General features: G+C 45.9%; 19 protein-coding genes. 4 read left to right on the top strand and 15 right to left on the bottom strand.

What is annotated here, in order from left to right; translation table 11 throughout:
* Positions 1 to 40 precede the first annotated feature (40 nt).
* From CHH60_RS17370 to CHH60_RS17385, 4 genes are all read right to left on the bottom strand, one after another.
* Positions 41 to 841: an SDR family NAD(P)-dependent oxidoreductase gene (locus tag CHH60_RS17370; protein ID WP_095360299.1), complete on the bottom strand. Its 801-nt coding sequence runs from the start codon at positions 839 to 841 to the stop codon at positions 41 to 43.
* Between the two features lie 224 nt (positions 842 to 1,065).
* Positions 1,066 to 2,034 (bottom strand): SMI1/KNR4 family protein, encoded by a 969-nt coding sequence (locus tag CHH60_RS17375; protein ID WP_095360300.1) that lies wholly within the window; start codon positions 2,032 to 2,034, stop codon positions 1,066 to 1,068.
* A gap of 107 nt (positions 2,035 to 2,141) precedes the next feature.
* Positions 2,142 to 2,759: a hypothetical protein gene (locus CHH60_RS17380; protein ID WP_095360301.1), complete on the bottom strand. Its 618-nt coding sequence runs from the start codon at positions 2,757 to 2,759 to the stop codon at positions 2,142 to 2,144.
* A 134-nt stretch (positions 2,760 to 2,893) separates the two neighbouring features.
* Entirely contained in the window at positions 2,894 to 3,766 is an 873-nt protein-coding gene (locus tag CHH60_RS17385; RefSeq protein ID WP_095360353.1) for an AraC family transcriptional regulator, read from the bottom strand.
* Between the two features lie 216 nt (positions 3,767 to 3,982).
* Between CHH60_RS17385 and CHH60_RS17390 the strand changes: the two genes are divergently transcribed.
* Positions 3,983 to 4,720 carry a glycosyltransferase gene (locus tag CHH60_RS17390; protein WP_095360302.1) on the top strand — a complete coding sequence of 246 codons (738 nt, stop codon included), beginning with the start codon at positions 3,983 to 3,985 and terminating at the stop codon, positions 4,718 to 4,720.
* Positions 4,721 to 4,891: 171 nt separating this feature from the next.
* On the opposite strand, the gene CHH60_RS17395 is transcribed toward CHH60_RS17390, so the two are convergent.
* Positions 4,892 to 6,991: a TerD family protein gene (locus CHH60_RS17395; RefSeq protein ID WP_095360303.1), complete on the bottom strand. Its 2,100-nt coding sequence runs from the start codon at positions 6,989 to 6,991 to the stop codon at positions 4,892 to 4,894.
* Positions 6,992 to 7,388: 397 nt separating this feature from the next.
* Here CHH60_RS17395 and CHH60_RS17400 point away from each other — a divergent pair, with 397 nt between their 5' ends.
* Positions 7,389 to 8,462 (top strand): hypothetical protein, encoded by a 1,074-nt coding sequence (locus tag CHH60_RS17400; RefSeq protein ID WP_095360304.1) that lies wholly within the window; start codon positions 7,389 to 7,391, stop codon positions 8,460 to 8,462.
* A 145-nt stretch (positions 8,463 to 8,607) separates the two neighbouring features.
* Here CHH60_RS17400 and CHH60_RS17405 read toward each other — a convergent pair whose 3' ends face one another.
* From CHH60_RS17405 to nikA, 10 genes are all read right to left on the bottom strand, one after another.
* Entirely contained in the window at positions 8,608 to 10,113 is a 1,506-nt protein-coding gene (locus CHH60_RS17405; RefSeq protein ID WP_095360305.1) for a malate:quinone oxidoreductase, read from the bottom strand.
* 437 nt (positions 10,114 to 10,550) lie between these two features.
* On the bottom strand, positions 10,551 to 11,360 hold the full coding sequence (locus tag CHH60_RS17410) for an ABC transporter ATP-binding protein (RefSeq protein WP_095360306.1): 810 nt from the start codon (positions 11,358 to 11,360) through the stop codon (positions 10,551 to 10,553).
* A complete protein-coding gene (locus tag CHH60_RS17415) occupies positions 11,360 to 12,391 on the bottom strand; it encodes a FecCD family ABC transporter permease (RefSeq protein WP_095360307.1) in 1,032 nt (343 codons plus the stop codon). The genes CHH60_RS17410 and CHH60_RS17415 overlap by 1 nt, the downstream gene beginning before the upstream one ends.
* Entirely contained in the window at positions 12,388 to 13,428 is a 1,041-nt protein-coding gene (locus CHH60_RS17420; protein ID WP_095360308.1) for a FecCD family ABC transporter permease, read from the bottom strand. The genes CHH60_RS17415 and CHH60_RS17420 overlap by 4 nt, the downstream gene beginning before the upstream one ends.
* A complete protein-coding gene (locus tag CHH60_RS17425) occupies positions 13,421 to 14,518 on the bottom strand; it encodes an iron-siderophore ABC transporter substrate-binding protein (protein WP_095360309.1) in 1,098 nt (365 codons plus the stop codon). Before CHH60_RS17425 ends, CHH60_RS17420 begins: the two co-directional genes overlap by 8 nt.
* A 532-nt stretch (positions 14,519 to 15,050) precedes the next feature.
* Positions 15,051 to 15,905 carry an ABC transporter ATP-binding protein gene (locus CHH60_RS17430; protein ID WP_255247970.1) on the bottom strand — a complete coding sequence of 285 codons (855 nt, stop codon included), beginning with the start codon at positions 15,903 to 15,905 and terminating at the stop codon, positions 15,051 to 15,053.
* Entirely contained in the window at positions 15,902 to 16,702 is an 801-nt protein-coding gene (locus CHH60_RS17435; RefSeq protein ID WP_095360310.1) for an ABC transporter ATP-binding protein, read from the bottom strand. Before CHH60_RS17435 ends, CHH60_RS17430 begins: the two co-directional genes overlap by 4 nt.
* A complete protein-coding gene (gene nikC, locus CHH60_RS17440) occupies positions 16,699 to 17,556 on the bottom strand; it encodes a nickel transporter permease (RefSeq protein WP_095360311.1) in 858 nt (285 codons plus the stop codon). The genes CHH60_RS17435 and nikC overlap by 4 nt, the downstream gene beginning before the upstream one ends.
* Positions 17,553 to 18,500: a nickel ABC transporter permease gene (gene nikB / locus CHH60_RS17445; protein ID WP_095360312.1), complete on the bottom strand. Its 948-nt coding sequence runs from the start codon at positions 18,498 to 18,500 to the stop codon at positions 17,553 to 17,555. Before nikB ends, nikC begins: the two co-directional genes overlap by 4 nt.
* Entirely contained in the window at positions 18,500 to 20,047 is a 1,548-nt protein-coding gene (gene nikA / locus CHH60_RS17450) for a nickel ABC transporter substrate-binding protein (protein WP_095360313.1), read from the bottom strand. The genes nikB and nikA overlap by 1 nt, the downstream gene beginning before the upstream one ends.
* A 519-nt stretch (positions 20,048 to 20,566) precedes the next feature.
* On the opposite strand from nikA, the gene CHH60_RS17455 reads away from it, so the two are divergent.
* Positions 20,567 to 21,562, top strand: a complete 996-nt coding sequence (locus tag CHH60_RS17455) for an AAA family ATPase (RefSeq protein WP_095360314.1) — start codon at positions 20,567 to 20,569, stop codon at positions 21,560 to 21,562.
* Complete coding sequence (locus tag CHH60_RS17460) at positions 21,555 to 24,140, top strand: S8 family peptidase (protein ID WP_095360315.1); 2,586 nt, start codon at positions 21,555 to 21,557, stop codon at positions 24,138 to 24,140. Before CHH60_RS17455 ends, CHH60_RS17460 begins: the two co-directional genes overlap by 8 nt.
* Positions 24,141 to 24,503 lie beyond the last annotated feature (363 nt).

The following is a 24,503-nucleotide window of genomic DNA, read 5'->3' on the forward strand; positions in this document are numbered from 1 at the left end:
TTGAATGTTTTTTTATAGAAATAAAGCCAGCAATGAAGGCTTATACGCTTTGCATATATTGCTCGAAATCAGGAACCGTTGGATTAGCGATATAATGCCCGCCTTCCACCTGAATCGTCTGGCCGGTAATAAATTTGGACTCATCGGAAGCCAGGAATAGGACGGTATGTCCAATATCATCCGGTTCTCCGTGATAGGGCAGTGCATTATATTTTGCAAACATATTCAACACGTCCGGTGGCATGTTATCCTCCGCTGCCGGTGTCAAAATCAGACCGGGTGCAACAGCATTACAACGAATGTTGTGCTTCCCGTATTGGGCTGCAATGTACTTGGTAAGATTGACAACACCTGCTTTGGAAGCTCCATAAGCCACACGAACGGCATCACCTGTAAAACCTGCCATCGATGCTGTATTGATGATGGAACCCCCGCCAGCACGGATCATATGAGGAATGGCAAATCTGCTGCCCAGCAATACACTCTTGAGGTTAACATTCATCAGTCGATCCCATTCATCCAGGTCTACATGAACCACGTCCAAGTCCTTCTTGAGGTTGGTCAAGCCCACATTATTAAACAAGCATGTGAGTTTACCATACCGCTGTACCGTAAATTCAACCGCTTCCTTAATCGTAGTTTCTTTTGCAGCATCGACAAATATGCCTACGGCATCGCCTCCTCGGAGTTGAATGTTTTTGGCAGCTTTTATAGCCCCATCGACATTAAAATCGGCAACGACGACTTTAGCACCTTCCGCAGCCATCAAGTTGGCAGCAGATAAGCCTATGCCAGAAGCTCCTCCGGTAACAAGCACGACCTTGTCTTTCATTCTGTCCATATTCACGACGCTCCTTATATTTAAGAAACCTGTAATGGTTCTAAGATGATTATTATTTAGATATACAACTATTAGATGTCTAAATAATAGCACCAGACTATCCGATATGCAATGGCATGGATACATTTAACTTATTTTGGTCATCGCGAGAATTAAAACACCCTGTCCAACGCTCTCATTTGGAATGAGAGAGTCAAACAGGGTAATTGGGTAGGTAGACTAACTTAAATTGAATCAGACAGGTCAGGACGGCGATTGTCCTCATTGACCAGACTACGGACAAAGGTATCAAAGTCGGGAGCAATCCATGTGATCTTATAGTTGTTTCCCTTATCCACATGAACAACCTCAGGCTCACCGGCATTATCCGATGCACGGTAATCCAGCATAATGATCTCAGCGTCCGATGGGCACTTACATAGAACCACACCAATCTCCGGATAGCCACCTTGCTCAATGATCCATCTGCTGCCTTCTTCACCGCACAGGGAATGCTTCTTCTCCTGGCCGATGCCCAGCATTCCGGAAATCTCAATGAGTCTCTTCTCTGCGGCCCCTGCCTCGCTGACAGGAATATACCTGTAACGAGGGATCCCACCATTATGTATTTTCATCATGTCCACATAGGCTCTAGGCAATTTGAAAACGAGCCGCTCCTCTACCGACTCAACCTGGTCGTCCGTAGGTGAAGGCAGAACCCAGTTCTGCAAAGCTTCGGCATTGTCATCCCAGAAATCCGTGGAATTTGGATCACTAACACTGAGCTGCTCCCTGGAGATTGCCGGGACGGAGTGAGCCGTCTCCTGAGCTGTCTCCTGAGTTATCTCCTCAGCAGGCTCCTCGGCTGTTTTACTGCGTATCCATTCGAGAAACTCCTGTGTATCTTCATCTCCCGGATCCAGTCGGTCTGCTGTTTCAAAAGCCTCACGTGCATTCTCATATTGCTCCAGGTAATAGTATGCCAGACCAATGCGATAATGCCACAAGGGGTCGTCCTGACCCTCTTCGGCAACCGTCAGAAATTGTTCAACTGCCTCTTCGTAACGCTCCAGGTTGTTCAGCGCTCTACCCAAATGACCGATCAGCTCATAGTCGCGCTCTTCCACATCAATGGCTGTAATCGCATCCACAATCTCTTCGAATTCATCCTGTTCATGCCACTCTTCCAGCTGCCCCAAGAACTCTTCTCTCATCCTTCGTACCCCCTGTTCATTCGCTCGATATCCCTTGCTGAAAATTATACCATTTATCAGATTACCTTCTCCAGCGATGCCATTCCTGACTAGTATTCAAGTTGGCCTCATGCCATATTCAGCACGAGCGAATAGGTTGTGAGGATCCATGAGTTTGCCAGATCAGCTGCTGCATCTCTACTAACCCGCACAGAGGGTTTCAGCTCCTGCACATCATCCGTTGAAGATCCTACTGAAAAGCACAGCAGCTTCGTGTTCTTCTTGATATACTTTCCCACTTCCTCGTAGAATGCATGCGTTAACGGGAGATGTTCACGAATATCTTCATAGACGTAATACTTCCCTTTTTCATCTTCAAGATGCAATTGAAATCCTTTGGGCAGTGAGAGCATAATGCTCGATAATTCGTCCTCTGCCCACGCTCCGCGATAAGGAAAGCTGATTCCTTCGTTTTTTATAAAAAAACCAGAGGTCTTATCATCAAGCTTCATCGTTATGGAGTATACAAAATGGGGGAGGTAATGGAGCTTTTCCTGTCCTGTAAAGTACTGATAATAAGCAGTATAAGCCTCATGCACCTGATTTAGATCATGGGTAGTTCTCGCAGCATTCGAAAGACTAAACTGAGCTTCCTTTTGTTCAAAAAGCTCTAAAATTCCTTTGAATTCCTCTGGTGTTACCAGAAACTTAAGCTTATAAAATCCACTGTTTTTCAAGCGATCCATGGTTACCACCCCCATGTATGATGTCATACTAATGAATGAATGTAATTCTTCCAATGTTTATTAAACAGGTTAGTTACCCTTTCCACGTATCTGGCCTATTTTCCTGCTTCATCTTAGGAATACTAAACGTTGCTTTAGCTCTTACGGATCGGAATCCATATCTCGCTTCTGTACTGCGGCAAGGTAACATCCTTGTGCTCATTCCAAAGCATTTCTGGTCCTTCGCTAAGTTCATAATCGGACGAAGGAAGCCACTCGGCGTAGATTCGTCCCCACACATCCTGAAGCGCACTTGGAAAGGGGCCGACCGCAGTAAACACAGCCCATGTCGATGCGGTTACTTCCAGGCAGGCCAGACCCTCGGGGGCCACTTGGGTGGTGGCTGCACCGATATAATGATCCAGTTCGCCCTGCTCCTCCATCCGTCCTTCGCTAAAATGAGCAGAAGCACTGATGATCCCCAGCGGCTGAACATTCGACACCCCCTTGATCGTCTCGATCAATTCCGGGGTGAGCTGCTGATACATCGCAGCAATGTCGGGGTTTACCCCGTTGAACACGATCGGCACCCTTTTGCTGATTCCCACAATCCGAAAGGCTTCTTTCTCTTCAATACGATAGTTCATTTCACTTCCTCCTTGAATGGTCAATTGAAATGTCATCCGGGGGAAGGCCTTCAGCGAAGGGCCATGATTCCTCGCTTCCGAGGGTGTGACCCCATGCATGCTCTGAAATGCCCTGGCGAAGGAGTCCGGTGAGGTATATCCATATTTGAGCGCAACATCGATGACTTTGCTGTCATGACTGCTGAGCTCCATTGCTGCCAGCGTCAGGCGCCGGCGACGGATGTACTCGGATAAGGTAATACCGCTAAGAAAGGAAAACATTCGTGTAAAATGGTATTCCGAGCAGCACGCAATTCGCGCGACCTCTTTCATATTCAATGTCTCCGTCAGATTCTCCTCAATATAGGCCAATCCCTCATTCAGCCGTGCCAGTGTATTCATCATCATTCCCTCCCCCATTGATCCAAGCATAACAAAGCCTTTCTTCCGGCATCCGACATTCCCTGCACCATTCTGCAGGCAGCAATTTATTGATCCGCAGACGACCAGCATAGACGGCGAATTCTCCATTTTATATCAAGGCCGTTCCTCTTACTTGTCATGTACATATTTTATAGAAAGATAGTTTTGAACCTCACAGATAAGGAGCGCGATCGAATGGGAGCCAGCCCGGGAATAGTCAAGACCAAACAAGGCATGTCTATCATTGCTTGCACCAAACGCCAGCACTATATCGATAATCTATTTAAGAATTACAGCCGACAGAAGCACTCCAAGAAAGAGATGATCGTTATCGTCAACAACGATAATATCCCTCTTGCTCCTTATCAAAGCTTAGCCAAAAAGCTTCGGAACGTATACGTTTTTCGTCTGCCGGAACGTACCTCTCTCGGTGCTTGTCTCAATTACGCAATTAATAAAACAAAATACAGCTATATTGCCAAGTTTGATGACGACGACTACTATGCTCCCTACTATTTGACGGAAAGCCTGCAAACCTTCAAAAGAACGGATGCCGATGTCATTGGCAAGCGAGCACATTATCTATATTTAAAAGGATCCAGGAAGCTGCTCCTTCGTTTTCCTCAGGATGAACATCGCCCTGTAACCCTCCTCCCTGGTGCTACGCTTGTCTTTAAACGACATGTATTCACCCATGTCCAGTTTCCGAATCGAAGCGTCGGTGAAGATGATCTGTTTTGCATAAGAAGTAAACGGAAGGGTTACAAAGTATACTCGGGAGGCAGGCATAATTTTGTCGCGATCCGCAGGAAAAACTCCTCCGGCCACACGTGGATCATCAGTGATCACGAACTCCTCTCGCAAAGCAAGAAGATCCGAACAGCGAAGCATTATAAGCAATATGTACAGAAAAAACCGAAGGGCAAATTCTGATGGCAGCTGATCAACGCGCTTAATTTAAATTTTCCTTCCAAATAGTTAAATGATTTGAAGCATAAGTGAGTAATCAGCTTATTGTTTCATAACTCTATATCGAGTTTATCCACAAAAAAAAGAAGAGCAGCGGAGCTGCCCTTCTTTTTGCACAAATCACATTCGTTATACTCAAGCCAGGTACTCCGCCATAATCTGCTCGATGTCATACGGGGTAACCCCTTGCTCCACCGAATAGATCGTATCTGCCTGATCCAGCGTATCTACCAGTTCGCCCCGGGCCTTTGCATGAAGCATAAACAGATCGTACAGATCGGGCTTGCGCAACCCGGTCATGGCTTTGCCCATCAAGACCATTCCCTTTTCATTGCCCTCTACATTGTTGTAATAGTGTGGGTGGCTGGTTAGGGCAAGATCGGTCCAGATCACCGTGCGATCCACCAGATCAAGTATGACAGGAATTGTAATCTGTGTATCGGCTGTAATATCAATTTTGTTAGCCACCGTAGACGGTTCAAAAATCTCGCCCGACCCTGGCTTCTTGCGCATCATCCACCCCGCGAAGCATTCCGGAAGATCGCAATACGGATGACTCGTGAACGACAGCAACGAAGCAACAACATATCGGCCGCCATAATTAACGATTGACGGAATATGCAGGTCAATGAACTCGCATGCACCCTGCGGAGCCGATACGATATCTCCGCTGTGAACAGCCTTGTACTTCGTGGAACGCAGATTCGTATAGGAGATGTGCTCAACATAATTCCAGTTCTCGTCATACATCACCGCAGACAGGTCGATATCGACACGTCCTGTGTCCTGCCCGTTGACCATGCCTTCCTTCCACCAGTTGAAGAAACGAATCGTATCTCCTTCGCCCATGGGTACCCGGCTCCCTCTCACGAGGGTACGCAGTGCCTTGCTCGCGGAACGTTGGGAAAACGGCACAAGATAGTCATGGAGCTGTTCATCGATATACGTCTTACCCAGTGGGGGAAGAGCTGCGAACCGTTCGACCAGTGCCTTCTCGCACAATTGCACAACTTCCCGGCACGTCGCCTCATCCAGCTCTGGCAGCTGATTCGGAACGCCAAATGCCTTTGCCACGTTGCCTTTTGGGAAAAAGACACGAAGATCCTGTGGTTCATTACGCTGGGCAAAATGTTGTCTCACCTGCAGCAGCACCGGCGTCGATACCTGTGCAGTTACCTCACTAAATGCCAACAATACATAGGCCTCATCCTCGGTAATTCGCAGTAGATGATCCAGCCTTCTGGCAAACTCACCCGGACGCTGTGACAACAGATCGATCAGGCTCCAGGTGTTGTGATACTGGAACGCCAGCTCCACGCTTCTATTAAAGGTGGCAAACGGCTTGTTGTTGCGCAGAATATCAAAAGCTTCTTCGCAGCGAGGATACCGAAGTTTATATTCGGAAGGATGCAGAATCTCCCCCAGACGAACCCAGCGATCCTTATACCGGAGCATATCCTCGGTGATCTGCCCACATTGCTCCAGTAAACCCAGCAATAAACGTCTCTCACGACGTTTGAACTTGCGTAAGCGTGAAGGCGCAGCCAGACTGACATCACCGTTCGACCAGGCAGCAGCCAGACGCAGGACGTCTGTGGCCGTTTTGAAGTACGGGCCAATTCGTTCCAACCTTGCCTTTTCATGTTTCAACAGCGAAGCCACTACGAAGCCCACATTCTCCTTGAATGGAATTTCAGCAGGCAGTATCGCATCTACCTCATCCGGTTCTGCATGTTCCAGTACTGTATCGATGTCATTTTTGTCCGTCTCCGAAATGGAGCCCTTTGCTTCAATCAGCTGGCGGATGAGTGTTCTGAACCCTTCCTCACTTCCCAAGTGGATCACTTTCAGATCTGTCTTGTCAGAGAAAGGCTGTCTATCAACAGGTTCACGATCAGGATATACCAGGGTTAGGTAGTGAAGGATAGCATTGAGGTACAGCTCCGCTTCATCTTCCTGCATGACCTGCATGGGAAATCCCGGATACATCGGTTTGTACTTCACATGTGCCCCGACCATCACTCTCAGATCCTTTACCAACTGAACAACGAATGCTTCAAACTGTTCCTTGGATAATCTTCGTACGGATCGCATCAGTTCATCGGAGAACGTGTATCCCAGCGTTTCAATATTTTTAAGGGCAGTAGCCAGGTAAGACTTGGGCAGTTGTTCCTCCCCTTGATGTTCAATAATCAGTTTGTTTGCTCGCCTCAAATAAATGGTGTTATGGTTCATGATAAAAGAGTCCAGGAGAGCTATATCCCTATATAACGTGAAAGGTTAGCTTGAGAAGGAAGGAATATAATAGCCTGGACGCCTCCTCTCTTGATTAGAAATCCTTCAGGAGAGCTGCGACCCTATTCATCCAATTGAGTTAGAAGGAAGGATCGCAATAGCCTGAAGGCCAGAGGTCCGAAGTTCGTGACCCGAACCTTTGGTAGACCCATCATCTCAGATTCCACGATCTCCCAACAGGGTGAAAGTATTACGACTGCATCAATCATTTCCCAAATATCATCCGTAATCAATACAGCTCGCTGGATGGAAGGCCGAATAGGAACAACCCAATTAGCGTCGAATACCACTATGTAAGACTTAGTATAGAACTACGCATGAATCGAGGTTAGGATAGATGGAACTTCAATCGATATATAACGAGTATCTGAACATCAAATTCAAACGCGCATTACCGCCTGTACGGACGAATCCGTTCGAATACGGCTTGTATGAAGATGACCGTGCTGATCTGTTTCTGACAGATCACCCGGATGAGACCTTTACAAATTGGATGTACGATTTACAACCGAGAGATCCCCATTATGTTTCTGAGCCAGACTGGAAGCCTGTTCTCGGAGAGCTTTTTCAGCAGATGGATATATATGATGAGCAGGTCCTGTATTATCTTCTGTTCACCCTCAACACTACGCTGTCCATTAACTCGCACAACGCATACAGCACCATGAATGATTTCATGAAAAACTACAGCTTCTTGCAGCTGTCTCACTTGAGCGAGATCACCCGTTTAAATGAGGAACAGAAGCACCAGCTAAGAGACTTTTTCTTCTTTTTCTACCTCTACGCGCATCCGGTTAACGAGGAAACGCTCTACGCGTGTTCATTTGAAGGCCAGAACTTGGTGCATACCAAAACTGATATTTCATTGGAGCGTTATTTCACAGCATTTCATGATCACTATAGTACAAATATGAATCAGTACAGCGAGCAGATCGCCATTGCTCCACACGACATCCAAGCCTGCAAACACCTTACATTGGAGATTTTGCGGTGTATTGAAGGGAAATCTGCCAAGCTGAGCATGCCTGAGGAGGAAGGATTAGAAGCAATGCTGCGGCTCATCAATGACGTGGATCAGATGCTGCAAATGCATGACGAAAATAAAAGCGCGTTGTTTGAGATCATGAAGGATTTTCTGACTGAAGCTCGTTCCACTCCCTATCGGGAACACTGTTTCACGACGCTGCTCCAGAACTATACCTCGTATATCCTGTTTTTCCGGTTTGATGAGATTCATACATTAGTGGATTATTTCGAAGACACCCCTGTGTGGTGCAGAACGATCATCAATAAAATCTTCATGGACACAGTTTTCATTGATCGGGTAATGAGACAGAACCGCATCGATATAACCGCGTACCCGAATCTAACTCAGTTCTTTGAGGACGAAGCGAAACGGATCTATCTGTAGCTCCGTTTCGAGTGCCGTGGCGAAATAGTACGTCAAAAAGCCTTCGCCGACGTTAATGTCAGCAAAGGCTTTTTATACTTTATTCTTATCCATTGTCATAATTAGAGTAAATATGATGCAATGGCGTTCTATCTCCTTTGCCTTTTTACACAGAAGCAACCTTCTTCTCATCCGTCAGCCCAAGTGCCTTGGCTGTCGTCGTGTGAACCTTGCGAAGAAGATCCGGATTCTCCACCAGGGACTCACCGTAAGAAGGAATCATTTCCTTAATCTTCGGCTCCCATGAATCCATATGCTGCGGGAAGCATCGCTGCAGAATCTCCAGCATGACTTGCACCGCAGTGGAAGCCCCAGGTGATGCGCCGAGTAATGCGGCTATTGAGCCGTCGGCAGCAGTAACGACCTCTGTACCGAATTGAAGTGTACCTTTGCCGCCTTGCACCGTATCCTTAATGACCTGCACGCGCTGACCTGCCAGAACCATATCCCAATCTTCGCTTTTGGCACCTGGAACAAAATCACGCAGTTCCTCCATGCGCTGCTCTTTGGACAACATAAGCTGTTGAATCAGGTATTTGGTCAGTGAGATTTCTTTGACCCCTGCAGCAAGCATGGTTAGAAGGTTATGTGTTTTAACCGACGTGATGAGGTCGGCATTCGAACCCGTCTTCAGGAATTTGGGTGAAAAGCCGGCAAACGGGCCAAATAGCAACGACTTCTGGTTATCAATAAATCGGGTATCCAAATGCGGAACCGACATCGGCGGAGCGCCCACCGAGGCTTTACCATATACTTTAGCGTGATGCTGCTCCACAACCTCCGGATTTTTACACACCATGAAGAGTCCGCTAACTGGGAATCCGCCAATATGTTTGCCTTCCGGAATACCGGATTTCTGCAGCAAATGCAGGCTTCCGCCACCCGCACCAATAAAGACAAACTTGGCTGTATGGCGCTCTACTGCACCGTTCGTCAGATTCTTCACTGTTAATTCCCAAGCGCCATCTTGCTTGCGTTTGATATTTTTAACACTATGTTGGTAGTGGATGCCCACGTTTTGATTCTTCAAGTGATCTAGCAGCATACGCGTTAAAGCACCAAAGTTAACATCCGTACCGGAGTCGATTTTGGTGGCTGCGATCGGTTCTTTCCCCTTGCGGCCTTTCATCATAAGCGGAATCCATTTCCGCAATTTTGCCGGGTCGTCCGAAAATTCCATACCTTCAAATAGAGGATGGTTTGATAAGGCTTCGAAACGTCTTTTCAAAAACAGGACATTGCTCTCTCCATGCACATAACTCAAATGGGGGAGCGGCATAATGAAGTCCCGCGGATTACGAATCAGATTGCTATTAACGAGATAGGACCAAAATTGTCTGGAGACTTGAAAATGCTCATTCACCTTAATGGCTTTGCTGATATCTACGGTTCCGTCCGGTCGTTCAACGGTATAGTTCAATTCGCAAAGTGCAGAGTGGCCTGTTCCGGCATTGTTCCATTCGTTGGAGCTTTCCTCTCCTGCACTGGCGAGCTTTTCATAAACCTTAATATTCCAATCTGGTGCCAATTCCTTCAGCAAGGTTCCCAATGTTGCACTCATAATTCCGGCACCAATCAAGATAACATCTGTACTCGTTTGTCCCTGGCTCATGTCTACCGTCCTTATATCCTATATTTGCCAAAAGGATGTAAGCGTTATCGATTTGGCATTTGCAGCGAGCCCGTTCTTGAACTGGCCCAAACCTCTTCTGAACGAAATAAAACCTTGGTCATAGTGTATCAATATTACGGTTAGATTGAAATATGCAATTTTAAGTTACTTGGTTTACCTGTTAGTATACTTCAGTTTCAACCTCACCGCTAACCCACTTATAGGGGTGAAAGATTTATTTTTTCAAGATAATAGAAAACATGGCAAGCCATAACGCCATTCTGGGTCAGGTTTCTAGTTCGTATTTCTCCTCATGAGGAAAAAAGAATTCGAATCTGCCGGCTCTCGGCAAGGAAAAAGCCTATTCCAGAAGGTGAATTCCTGGAATAAGCTTTGTTTTACTTTGTCCTCTTAGACCTAAACGTCCGAATAGCATGTTACTCGCCAGCATGTACATGGTATCTTCCCCGGGGTACGACCAAGGGGGAGCCTGACAACGGATCTTCCACCACAGTACAGTCCAGGCCGAATATGTCTTTCACCATGGTGCTTGTAATGACGTCAGAAGGAGCGCCCTCTGCGACAAGCTTCCCTTCCACCAGCGCAATGATATGATCCGCATAACGGGCTGACAGATTGATGTCGTGCAGCACCATGACAATGGTTGTTCCATGCTTCCGGTTAAGGTCGGTGAGCAGATCGAGAATCTCGACCTGATAGGTAATATCCAAAAAGGTTGTTGGTTCATCTAAAAAAAGAATATCCGTCTCCTGCGCCAGAGCCATCGCAATCCAGACCCGCTGTCGTTGACCGCCTGAAAGCTCGTCGATGTTATGGTTGGCAAACTCGGTAATGTCCATAATCTCCATGGCTTCAGCAACCGCTGCGTAATCCTTCTTGGTCCATCCGCTCAGCAAGGACTGGTGCGGAAATCGCCCTCTTCCCACTAAATCGGCAACAGAGATACCTTCCGGGACGATAGGGGATTGGGGTAACAGTCCCACCACCCTGGCCAGCTGCTTGGGTGGAATTTTGCTGATCGGTTTCCCATCCAGCGTAATTTTTCCCGATATCGGCTTGATCAGCCGGGCCAATGTTTTTAGAAGCGTAGACTTCCCACAACCGTTAGCTCCAATGATGACACTGATTTGGTTGCTGGGAATCGCAAGGTCTACGCCATGAATAACGGTTTTATTGTCATAGCCAGCCACTAAGTCTTCCGCTTGGAACATATGCGTCGGTTTCATTATAATTCTCCCTTTCGATTCATTCGGATGAGCAGGTAGATCAGATAAGGTGCTCCGAGAATGCCGGTGATGATGCCGACAGGATATCTGACCTCGAACGCAAATTGCCCGATGAGATCTGCAGCCAAGACTAGATTAACCCCAACAAGCCCCGCCGGAATGGCGTTTGAAAAGCCTGATCCAGCTAGTCTCTTCGCGATAGGTCCCGAAAGGAAAGAAACAAAAGCGATCGGACCGGTAGTGACTGTCGCGAGAGCGATCATACCTACAGAACACAAGATGAGTACCACTCTTGTCTTATCCGTAGCAACGCCAAGTGATGTAGCCGATTGTTCTCCAAGCTCCAGTAAACCAAGATGTTTGCCTAGCACAATAATAAACGGCGACAGGATCAGAACTGCTATGATTAAAGGCGGAAGCTCGTCCATCTTGGAGCCGTTGAGACTGCCGCTGAGCCAGCGAAGCGCAGTTGGAATGTCCTGCTGCGAACTGACCAGCAAAAGATAGGATATGACCGCATCCAGCATGGCCTGTATGCCTATTCCGACAAGGATCAATCTTCCGATCGAGAAGGTTCTTCCCTTGGATAATACATAGATCAATACTACCGTCGCTAGACCCGCAATGACTGAAGCAATAGAAACAACGGCTCCGTTTGCATGAATGACCGTGATACAAAACACAGCTGCTGCACTTGAACCGGAGGTTATACCGATGACATTCGGATTCGCCAAGGGGTTGCGCAGCATGGTCTGAAAGATATAGCCCGCCATACCGAAGGCGAATCCTGCAAACAATCCTGCAAGCATCCTTGGTAAACGTATGGTATGGATTGCAAACGTTGCCCCCTTGATCTGCTCACCGGAAAGGACCCGGATGACATCTCCAAGCGGGTATATGGTATTTCCCAGCAAAAGCATGGCACAGCATAGAGCGAGCGCGAGTATGGCAAGTAATGCAGTAACAACGACCCACCGACGTCGTCTTTGACGTCTGCCCGATATAATCAATTCCATCGTATTATTTCTCATAATGAACGCACTTTCGATTTGATCGCTAGAATGATGAGAATTGGAGCTCCAATGAAGGCTGTAACCACACCGACCTCAAGCTCTCCCGGACTGCCGATGAGCCTGCCAAGTACGTCGGATATCGTCAAGATAATCGCACCTGAGATGGCCGACATCGGAATAACAAAACGCAAATCAGAGCCGAGTATAAGCCGAATCACATGCGTCGCCAAAAGTCCGATAAAACCAATGGGACCGGCGAGTGCCGTTGTTGCACCACACAATAGAACTGCCGCAAGTGCTGCGATCAGCCTGAGCACTCCGGTTCGAACACCCAGCCCAGTTGCCACGTCATCACCCAGTGCCAATGCATTCAGTGCTGGAGCCGTAATAAAAGCAATGATGATACCCATGGCCAGAAACGGCACAAACGTACCGATATCGCTCCAGTTGCCTGAACCGACGCTGCCGACTTGCCAGAACCTGAATTGATCCATAACGTAAGCGCGTGGAATCATGATGGCAGTCACCAGAGAGGACAGGGCTGCCGTTATGGCCGCTCCCGCTAGCACCAGTTTGATGGGTGTTGCGCCGCCCCGCCCCATGGAACCGACAGCAAATACAAATACAGCGGTAAGCGCAGCACCGACCAAGGCCAGCCAGATATATTGACCTGCCGTGTTTATGCCCAGAAAGGCAATGCCGAAAACAACAAATAGAGACGCCCCTGTATTGACACCCAGAATACTCGGGTCTGCGAGCGGGTTGCGCGTTACCGATTGCATCAATGCTCCGGAAACGCCCAGTGCAGCTCCGCAAAATAAACTGAACACGGTCCGGGATATTCGTTTGCGGACGATATTTGCCCCGTAGGAGTCCACATTGGAGTGAAACAAACCGTCCATCAGTTCATTCCATCTCACAAGCCGGGAACCCAGTGTGAGTGATGCCAGCACGCAAACGCCGAGCAAGACGATGCAAAGGAACAGCACCGTCTTGAAATGTTTAGGCATATGAAGTTTTAAAGAATGGTTTGGAGAAGTCGAAGAACTATTCATTGATCTTGTCGATCGCTGCCCCGATTAATTTCAGGTAATCATCAATGGTATACGCGATCGAAAGCGGGTTAGGTGTTCCGGCAGCCACCAGAGGTGTGTCGCTATCGATGAAGGCAACAGAGCCTCTCTCGATCGCAGGGATTTTACCCAGCAAGGAATCGGCTTGAATGGCCTTTAACAATTCATCATTGCCGTATCCGATCAGCAGATCGGCATCGTTAAGAGCCTCTGCATTCTCAGCACTTAGTTCCAATGAGTAGCTTTTCGGATCCTTAATGAGTTCGGTGATACTTTCGGGATTGCTCAATCCCAGTTCTTCCAAGAAAGAAACGCGAGAGTCAACTGGCGTATAAATATGCAGTTTGGACATATCTTGCGCAGAGAAGTTCACCCAAACAACCTTTTTGCCAGCAATCTGAGGATAAGCACTCAGTTTCTCCTTAATCATATCTTCGGTATCTTTGATCAGCTGCTCACCTTCCGCTTCCATGCCCATGCCTTTAGCGTTAAGGCTTACTTGTTCACGCCACGTCGTTGCCCATGGAGCTGTTGGATAAGCCACAACTGGAGCAATCTCACTTAATGTATCGTAGTCTTCTTGTGTAATACCGGAGTACGCGGCGAGAATCACATCAGGGTTAGCATCCGAAATGGCTTCAAAATCAAGACCATCTGTATCCTGGAACACGTTCGGATCTGTTACACCAAGCTCGTCCAGCTTCTCTTTGGTCCAAGGAAGCAGCCCGCTATCATCCTGAACACCGAAGTTTGCCGCTGAGAATCCAACAGGAACAACGTTAAGAGCAAGGGCAATATCATGGTTGGCCCATTGAACGGTAACCACTCGTTCAGGCTTGCTTTCAATCACTGTCTCACCAAGAGCGTGCTTGATGGTAATTGGATATTGTGTACTTTCATCTGGAGTAACCGCTGTTTCTGTCGTTGATTCATCCGTGTTTGCCGAACTGTTCGCTGCTGGAGTTGAACCTGTCGTCGAATCAGATTGCTGTGTAGAGCAGCCCACCAGTGCCAAGATCATAATTATCGAGATGATTAGTGCTTTTAATGAAATGTTTTGTTTCCCCTTCATGTGTAGACCCTTCCTTTTCTCCATTAAATTATTTGGATATCATGATGACTATCCTGTCTTGCTGTTACTGTAACTACGGCCATAAATTACTTCGAGAACGTTTTCAATCGGCCTAGGCAATTGAATGAAGCTGATGTCCCGAATTGTTGTGGCATGCATCTGCTCACCTGAAACTCAGTCTCTATGTATATCGTTGCCCAAACAACCTATAGCAAAATTAGAGAATGATATTTTCGTATATTTATGCATTTATACTTAATGTGACACTGATAATGATTATCGATATCACAAATCTACCTTTGTTTTAGTAGATTGTCAACAAAAAATATGGATGCATACTATCGGGAATAATGAAATAAAGGGTGGACACAAATTATTAATAGGTATCTTACGTTAATAATTAAAACGGCAAAAGTATTAACTGTTCGGACTCACAGACAAACAAAAGTAACATTAAAAAGCCACATTCAATATTCATTGAAAGTGGCTTTTTAATTTGGGTATGTCTAAGTCCCTCTGTATTGGGATTTACTCAGAAAATTGAAATGAGTTCCTTCGTATACGGATGACGTTCCTCTGCGAATAGCGCATCTGCACCAAATCGATCGACGATTTGTCCTTCTCGCATGACGATGATACGCTGACTCATACGGTGTACGGCAGCCAGATCATGCGAGATGAACAAGTATGAAAGTCCCAGTGATGTCCGTAAGTCGGTTAGCAATTGCAGAACAGCGCCCTGTGATATCACATCCAGGCTGGCTGTCGGTTCGTCAAGAACGATAACGTCCGGTTCAATACCAATGGCACGTGCGATCGTTACGCGCTGACGCTGCCCCCCGCTTAGCTCATGTGGATAACGCCCCGCTAGTTCACTTGGAAGCTCAACAGCTTCAAGCAGCTGCTTCACGTAGGCGTCCTTCGATGTATAGGCGAAGTGTGACAGCTTAACGTCTCGCCCGAACTGTTCATACGGATCGATCAGTGAATCAGCGATCTTCAGCTTAGGATTCAGCGCCGCAGCCGGATTCTGAAATACAATCTGGATCTTCCTGCGATGCGGACGCAGGCGTCGGCCGCTAAGCCGTGCAATGTCCTCTTGACCCAGCATAATCGAGCCGGAATCAGCATCTTCTATCCGCAGCAGACAGCGAGCGAGCGTACTCTTGCCACAGCCGCTCTCACCAACCAGGCCGAGGCACTCTCCTCGATTTAAGGTGAAGGAGACGCCGTTTACAGCTGGACGCTCAGCGCCAGCATAGGTCCGGCTGAGATGTTCCACGCCCAGCACGGGTTGGGCGGACAACTCGGATTGACCCTTGTCCTGTTGGACGGGTGCCTCAACCGGGAATGATTCCTTGGGGTAATCCATCTCAGTTGTCTTCATTGCGTTTCCGCCTCCTTTAGACCCGATTTCAACGAGCGGCTCAGGACAGGAGCTGCTTCAATCAGTTGACGTGTATACTCATGCTGCGGATGGTCAAGAATACGGTGTTTCCCGCCCGATTCGACAATCCGTCCTTCCTTCATAACAGCTAGCCGATTGGCGTAGCGGCGCACATGACGCCAGTCATGTGTAATGAAAAGAATGGCGCAGCCAGTCTCAGCCTGCTTACGCGCCAGCAGCTCCAGTACGCGGTGTCCCGAGACGCTGTCGAGTGCCGTAGTTGCCTCGTCGGCAATCAGCAGCCTTGGCGATAGCATGAGCGATGTCGCGATGGAAGCACGCTGAAGCTGACCACCGCTCAACTGAAACGGATAGCGCCGAAGCAGCTCTGCGCCAAGTCCAACGGACTCCAACGCCTCGATGGATCGTTTGTGCCGGACAGCAGAAGACTTTTCTCCATGGATTTTCTGGTATTCATCGAAATGTCCGCCAATACTTCGAAACGGCGTAAACGCCCCTTGATAATCCTGAAAAATATATGAGATGCGGCTTCCCCGCAGGGCGCGCATCTCCTTCGGTTTTTGTTCGAGCAGGTTACTGCCTTCAAACATGATTCGCCCCGATGCGTGCAGGTTAGAAGGAAGCAGTTGACCAACCGACTGTGAGAGAAGACTTTTGCCACTGCCGCTCTGCCCGACCAGCGCCATGAATTCGCCTTCCCGAACGGCGAGAGAGACGCTGTCGACAATGGTACGCTCACGGCTGAAGATGCTCAATTCCTCAATGGAGAGAATCACGGCTGCACCTCCTTTTTCACGTCAAAACGGTCTCTCAGATAGTCGCCGAGCATATTCGCAAACAGTACTACCACTACGATGGCTAGACCCGGATAGACCATTAGCTCTGGCCGTGACTGGAAGTAAGGCCTAGAGTCATTCAGCATTGCTCCCCATTCAGGCGTTGGTGGCTGAGCCCCAAGTCCGATGTAGGATAACGAGGAAATAAGCAGGATGATCTTCCCCAGATCGAGGCTTGCCAGTACGAGCACATGCCCGGCAATATGCGGGAGCAGATGCTTGGTCATAATTCGTGCGTCTGAAAGTCCATTGGTTCGTGCGATACGAATGTAGTCCTTTTGCGACTCGGACAGGACGGTACTACGAACAAGGCGTGCATAGCTGACCCACTTGACGATCACGATCGCCAGCACCAAATTACCGATACCCGCCCCAAGCAGCCCACTCAGCACGATAGCAACAATCGTGTCAGGAAAGGCAAGAAAGCCATCAGCGATCCGCATAAAGAGCTTATCAATCCAACCACGCTTGTACCCCGCAATCAGGCCAAACGGAATTCCAATAAGCAGTGCAGCTCCAAGCGCCAGCAGGCTATAACCGAGCGTCTGGCCGCCTCCAAGCAGCAATCTTGTCAGTACGTCTCGACCCAGATGGTCGGTACCAAATGGATGGAGAGCACTTGCACCCTGCAGCCTTCCGCGAAGGTCGGTTAGTGTAGGGTCATGCTTAAGATAAACAAAGGCATATATGGAAGCCCCAATGATCAGCACCACAAATAGCAAGGCGATAATAGCCTGTATACTGTGTTTTTTCGATTTTTTAGCGGCCAGTGGGCGCAGAAGCATCGTTTTCATCGGTGGGCCTCCCTTTCCTTGAGTTTCATTTCCGGATTCAAATATCGATAGGATAGATCAACTGCTGTATTCACGAAAAATACAACGACCGCCATGATCAGAATATAACCCTGAATCAATGGATAATCGCGCTGGCGGATGGCATCAACGACGAGCTTGCCAATGCCGGGATACGCAAATAACACCTCAATGACGACAACCCCACCAATGAGGCTGCCTAGGCTGACACCAAACACAGTGATGACTGGTGGCAGACTGTGACGGAAGGCATGCAAGAAGAAGATGCGACCTTCAGATAACCCCCTCGCCCGAGCAGACCGAACGAACTCCTGACTCAGTGAATCCAGCAGGCTGGAACGCAAAAGACGCACATAAACGCTGGAGATGGCAAGTCCCAGCGTCAGAGATGGCAAAATAAGTGATGCGAATCCGTTCCGCCCCATGGTCGGCAGACTGCCGAAGCGCACGCCGAACAGGTCGATCAAAATCAGGCCAAGCCAGAAGCTTGGCACCGCCGCACCGACAATGGACAACAACCGGCTGCCCCGGTCGATCCAGCTGCCACGATGCAATGCTGACAGTGATCCTAGTGGGATGGCCACAGCTAGCATGACCAGCAGAGCGCCGATCGTAAGTTCCGCTGTAGCCGGAAGCGCCCGCATGAGCGTCTGCATAACCGGCTGTCCTGTCGAGTACGATACGCCGAAATCCAGGCGGATGAAGTCAAGCAGCCAATTGCCAAATTGAACAGGCAGGGAATCATTGAAGCCCATTTCTTCACGCATAGCCTCAACCTGTTCCTGACTGACAGATAGTTCGTCCACGTTTAGAATCGTGAGCACTGGATCCCCCGGAGCCAGACGGATGAAGAGGAAGCTCACGAACATAATGAACAGCAGAAAAATAAAAACTTCAAGAAACTTGCGAAGCAAAATGCGAAACATTACATCACATCCAGCTTATTGGTAATCATGTAGTACTCACTGCGTGTGGTTACCCAGTTTTTGATCTTCTTGCCGTTGTAGGCAACGATCGTACCCGGATGCAGGACAAATGAATTCAGCACGTTGTCATGCACGTAATTGGCGGCCTTTTCCGCAAGCTCTGCGCGCTTCTCCGGATCGACTGTGAGATTCAGCTCATCAATGATCGCCGTCAGCTCCAGATCCTCTGATCCACTGAAGTTGAGTGCACCCTTCGGATGATACGTTGCATTCAGATAGTAACCCGCGTCACCTCGCGGTGCGGTCAGATTACTATAGGTTGCGATATCCCAATCACGATTGGAAGCCATATAATCCTCCGGCGTGTCGATCTGGCGAATTTGCACATCGATGCCAATCTTCTTGGCGTCAGACTGGAAGACCTGAGCAATCAGTGGCAGGTCTGCACGAGCCGAGTATGTAAGCAGCGTCAGTTGCAGTGGTTTGCCATCTTTGGTCATAACGCCGTTTTGCAGCGTGTAGCCGGCTTCCTTCAGGTAATTAACCGCAGCTTCTTCACCTGATTGTGATGCTGCCTCGTCATAGGTAGGTGCGAACGGCAGAGACGGCAGGAACGGCCCGATAGCCGACTCACCGTAGCCAAGCAGGATGGTATCAACGATCCCCTGGCGGTCAATTAATGCATCCAGTGCACGGCGCACGTTCAGGTCCTTGATGCTATCACGCTGCATGTTCATCGTCATCTGGTGAACGCGGAACGTGGAGGTGGACTCCACAGTTATGCCATCGATTGCTTTAAGGGATTCCAGACTTTCTACTTCCGGACGGTATACGACATCGACTTGTCCGGATTGAAGTGCGAGTGTACGAGCATTGGCATCCTCGTTAAAAGAGAACGTTATCGAGTCGAGTGGCGAAGCTCCATCCCAATATTCATCGTAGCGATCCAGTTCAAGCTTGCTGCCCGGGGTAAATGAAGTCAGCTTGAACGGCCCGGTGCCAATTGGCTTGTTTACGATGTCCGGCTCGCTCACGTCAATAATGGCCGTATTCGGGTTGACCAGTTCGGATGCGAATTCCGGGAAGGGCTGTGTTGTTGTGATCTCCAGTTTGTCGCCCTCGGCTTCAATCGTGTCGATCTTAAGTGCGTTCTGAATGGCTGCACTTTCAGTCAATGCACGCTCAAGTGATGCCTTAACAGATTCACCTGTCATCGGCTTGCCGTTCTGGAATGTTACATCATCGCGCAGCTCAATCGTCCAATGCTGTCCGTCTTTGCTTTCCCAGCTCTCAGCAAGCCATGGTGCAACGGTCAGATTCTCTTCATCGAGACGAACCAGCGTTTCCGTGATGCCCGCACGTAGCGGAACATAGCTGGAGTCTACATGTGGGTCAAGCGAGTTTGTGGAAAAGTTATATAGGAAGTGAACGTTTTTATCGGTGGAAGGCTGCGCAGCGGGACTCGTTTCGGAAGATCCACAGGCGCTCAGCAGTCCGGCGCTCAGGACCAGGGAGGTCAGCACCAGCAGCGGCGTCTTTTTATTCAAGGTAATGCCCCTCTCTATCAATTGTTGTCTTAATCGTAATTATTATTATTTAAACAATGAGTATTATCTTATCGTAATGATTACGTTTTGACAAGAGATATATCGATGGAGCATCGCAAAAGAAACCTTGATCTCTAAAGTGAGAAAGTTTTATTTATTACAGTATACCTAATAACGATTTTAATATATTCTCAATCTTCCTAATGATTTCTGAATAAAAAACCTAATTACAATTAGCTTTTCTTATACTCATTCTTTCTATTAGAAATATGCTAGCTGACTCCTACATTATGCTAAAATAGCATTAGCCCATAGTAAGCCCACTTAATTATAAAGAATATACTACTATTTCTTGTACATTAAACTTATTATGTACTCCTTTGTTTGTTGATAATACGTTGATAAGTTAGAGCACAACGAATATCAATACACTTCAAAGGGGAATAATGTACTGGAAATCCAACATTTATGAGCATTCTGGATGAAAAATCCTTTCATTAAATTTGAGGAGGTGATTACATGGCAAGATCAGATCTGTTAATAAAACTTGTTGAATCAGGGCTACAAGGGAATGAAGAACTTTTCAGAACATCAGTACAAGCCCTAATCGTTGATGAAAAAAGCAAAAACCATAAGATTCTAGCGGAAAGGCTTGAAAAAGCCCTTTTAAAAAATACAAAAAAACAACTGGATGGAAACATTAACACCCTAAATCTGCATAAAAATCAGAATTTATACTTTGAACGCACCCCTTCTTTATCACTAGAATCGTTAATACTCGAACAAAGCATTAAGCAGAACATTTATGAACTGATTCAAGAGCATTTTAGAGTAGACTTATTGAGATCATACAATTTAGAACCTAGGAATAGGGTAATTCTATCTGGCCCCCCTGGTAATGGTAAGACATCCATAGCAGAAGTATTGGCTACAGAGCTAATGGTGCCGTTAATTACAGTGAGGTATGAAGGCTTAGTAGGCAGTTACCTAGGAGAGACTGCAAACAGGTTAAACGAACTATTCAATTTCGTCAAAACTAAACGATGTGTTCTTTTCTTTGATGAGTTCGACACAGTTGGTAAAGAAAGAGGAGACTCACACGAAACTGGAGAGATTAAACGAGTAGTAAGTTCTTTGTTATTACAAATTGACAATCTTCCAAGTCATGTAACAGTAGTGACAGCAACAAATCACCCTGAGCTCTTAGACCGAGCTGTATGGAGACGTTTTCAGTTAAAATTAGATATAAAAGCTCCATCTAAGAAGCAGATTGAAATATGGATAGAAAGATTTGAACGCGAGAATAATATCAGTCTTGAATATTCAAAGAACGTTCTATTAAAACGCTTAGAAGGAGCAAGTTACTCAGATTTAAATGAATTTGGAATGGATATAAAAAGAAAATATGTATTATCTATTCCAAACTCTAACATGAAGAGTATAGTAAAAAGTTCATTAGACAATATAAAATTTCAGGATTCTAAATTTGGAATGGAGGCTGAAACAATTGAATGATAAACCTATGTTAATCTTCCCAAGACCTGTTGAAGTTGATAGAGCAAAAAAAGCTCCTGGCAGAACAGGAAACATAAGATTTCCTGAACATTCAGATCAAATTAAACGAGTAGTACCTAAACTTAGGCAACTCGAAGCTGCGTTTGAAAATAGACGCGGTACAGTTACACCTAATACTGTCGGAGTTACTCCTGAATATGCAGTGGTTTTTGAAACCGTAGGAACATTAGAAAACTTTTCAAATGCTGTGAAGGATATAAGTGGTTTGGAATGGTTAGCTGAGATGGATGAGCTTATTGATGCAGATGATGATTTCTATATAACTACAAACGACGATGAGATTTCAGACAAACAACTAGGTGGCCGCCTATTTCTATTAATGTCAAATCAAGCCGCCATCACAGAATTGAAGGGGCTTTGGAAAAAATACTGTAACAATGAGAATTTCGAGCGAGGTACCACTAAGTGGAGAGATTTGTTTACACAACTCAAGGATTTAAGACTCTGGTCGGTAGAAGATAGATTTTATAAAACAGGACTAAAGGAAGTACTAAATGAAAAATTACAATTTGGCCAAGACACTATTAGATTCGAGATAGAATTATGGTATAGAGGCGATTCTAACAATAGAATGGAATCATCCGAACAAATCAAACAATTAGTTAGAGAAGTTGGAGGTACTATAATAACTGAATGTGTAATAGAAGAGATATCATATCATGCCCTTTTGGTCGAATCACCTATAACTATTTTTGAAGATTTAAATGAGAATTCAAACATCCAACTAATAAAAGCTGAACATATTATGCATTTCCGGCCAGTTGGTCAATCAATTGTTACCATGCCGCCATATGGTGAATTTAATTTTCATGAGAGAAACTTGGAAGATACAATTTCAAATGAAAAACCTCCAGTTATTGCTTTGTTGGATGGACTACCATTACAGAACCACGATTTACTAAAGGATCGAATAATTATAGATGATCCAGATGAATTCGAAACAAATTACGAAGCTAGTAAGAGATTTCACGGGACTACTATGGCATCTCTAATCATTCATGGTGAATTAGATTCTCAAGAACCTCCTTTAGATAGAAAAATATATGTTAGACCTATTTTAAAACCTGACCCTAATAATTTTGTAGACAATACAGAATTTATTCCAGATAATATTTTACCGGTTGACCTTATACATAGAGCTGTCAAAAGAATATTTGAAGGGGATGGAGAAGAAGAGGCTGTTGCCCCAAATATTAAAATTATTAATTTATCTATCGGTGATCCCTCACGTCCGTTTGATCTTCAATTAAGTCCATGGGCAAAATTAATAGATTACTTGTCAGTAAAATATAAAGTTTTATTTCTGATTAGTGCTGGAAATTATCCTAAGTCTATATTACTTGACATCCCTAGAGACGATTTCTCTAACATTAAAAACAATCCCGTCGTTGCAGATAAAGTTATTAAATATATTGCAGATAATGTCTTAGAGAGGCGGATATTATCACCTGCTGAGTCTATTAACTCATTGTGTGTAGGTGCTAGTAACAAAGATAATTCGGTTATACAAAACATGGGCAATAGAATTGATATATTTAATGATGAGGAAGTAATGAGTCCCTATAGTCGTGTAGGAATGGGATTCAGAAATTCTATAAAGCCTGATATTTTGTTTTCTGGAGGAAAACAATTATTTGTAGAAAATATCCTTGGGCAAGATGGATTTGCACTTTTAGATGTTAACAATGCTCCAATTGCTCCAGGCCATAAAGTTGCTTTTCCTGGAAGTCTAGGAAACACCAACGAAGTTTTATATACACGAGGTACTAGTAACGCTACCGCCCTAGCTACAAGATACGCTGGTAAGATTTATGAGTTGCTAGAAGACTTACTGATTGACCTACCTGATAAACAAATGATTTTATCCAATTTTGGAGCACTATTCGTTAAAACGTTACTTGTCCATGGTGCACATTGGAACAACTCTTATCAGTACTACAAACGTATTTTACAACTACCAAAAGAAACAAAGTTTAAGGACAAAAAGCTGCCAAGATACCTAGGTTATGGCTTTGTTGATCAATTGAAAATATTAAATGCATCTAACCAAAAAGTTACTCTTCTGGGATATAGTACTATTAAGAAAGAGCAAGGACAGCTATTTGAAGTTCCCTTACCTCCTTCTCTTAGTAGTAGAACCGAGAAAAGAAGGTTAACAATAACATTAAGTTGGTTTAGTCCGTTAAGTAACACAAATCAAAAATATAGAAAAGCCCATCTTTGGTTTGATTCTGAGCATGAGATATTACAGTTAAATAGGCTTGAGGTAGATGCTAAAGCTGTACAGAGGGGCACTATACAGCATGAGATATTTGAAGGAGAGCGTGCTGCTGCCTTTATAGAAGGGGATGTACTGACTATAAAAGTTAATTGTAAACAGGACTCTTCAGGACTAAGCGCTAGAGAAGAAATACCTTATACCATTGCAGTAACATTAGAAGTTTCAGAAGGTATTAATATCCCTATATATAATGAGGTACGTGACCGAGTTCGAACAGAAATAAGAACAAGAATATAAAAGACGAAGTATAATAAACATTAACCACCAAAAATTTTTTTTATCAAGTTATGAGTCAATTTTAAAATGCATAAACCAGACAAGTTATATGTCTGGTTTATGCATTCTATATTTGTACTTTTCACTAATTGTATTTCTCACATTATAAACCTTTAAAACTATTTGTTTTTACCCTATCACTTCTATATTGCGAGAATTCAAACACTACACAATCTCAAAACAGCTTTATCTCACCTCATCAAGAAACACCTCGGTCCAGCTCTGCAAACTCAATCGGATTCGGCCCATTCTGCTTCGCTTGATACAGTGCCTTGTCTACGGCTACAAACAGCTGCGTCAGATACCCTTCCGGATTATCCGGTA

Source organism: Paenibacillus sp. 7523-1 (assembly GCF_002276415.1).
Classification (GTDB): Bacteria; Bacillota; Bacilli; order Paenibacillales; family Paenibacillaceae; genus Paenibacillus; species Paenibacillus illinoisensis_A.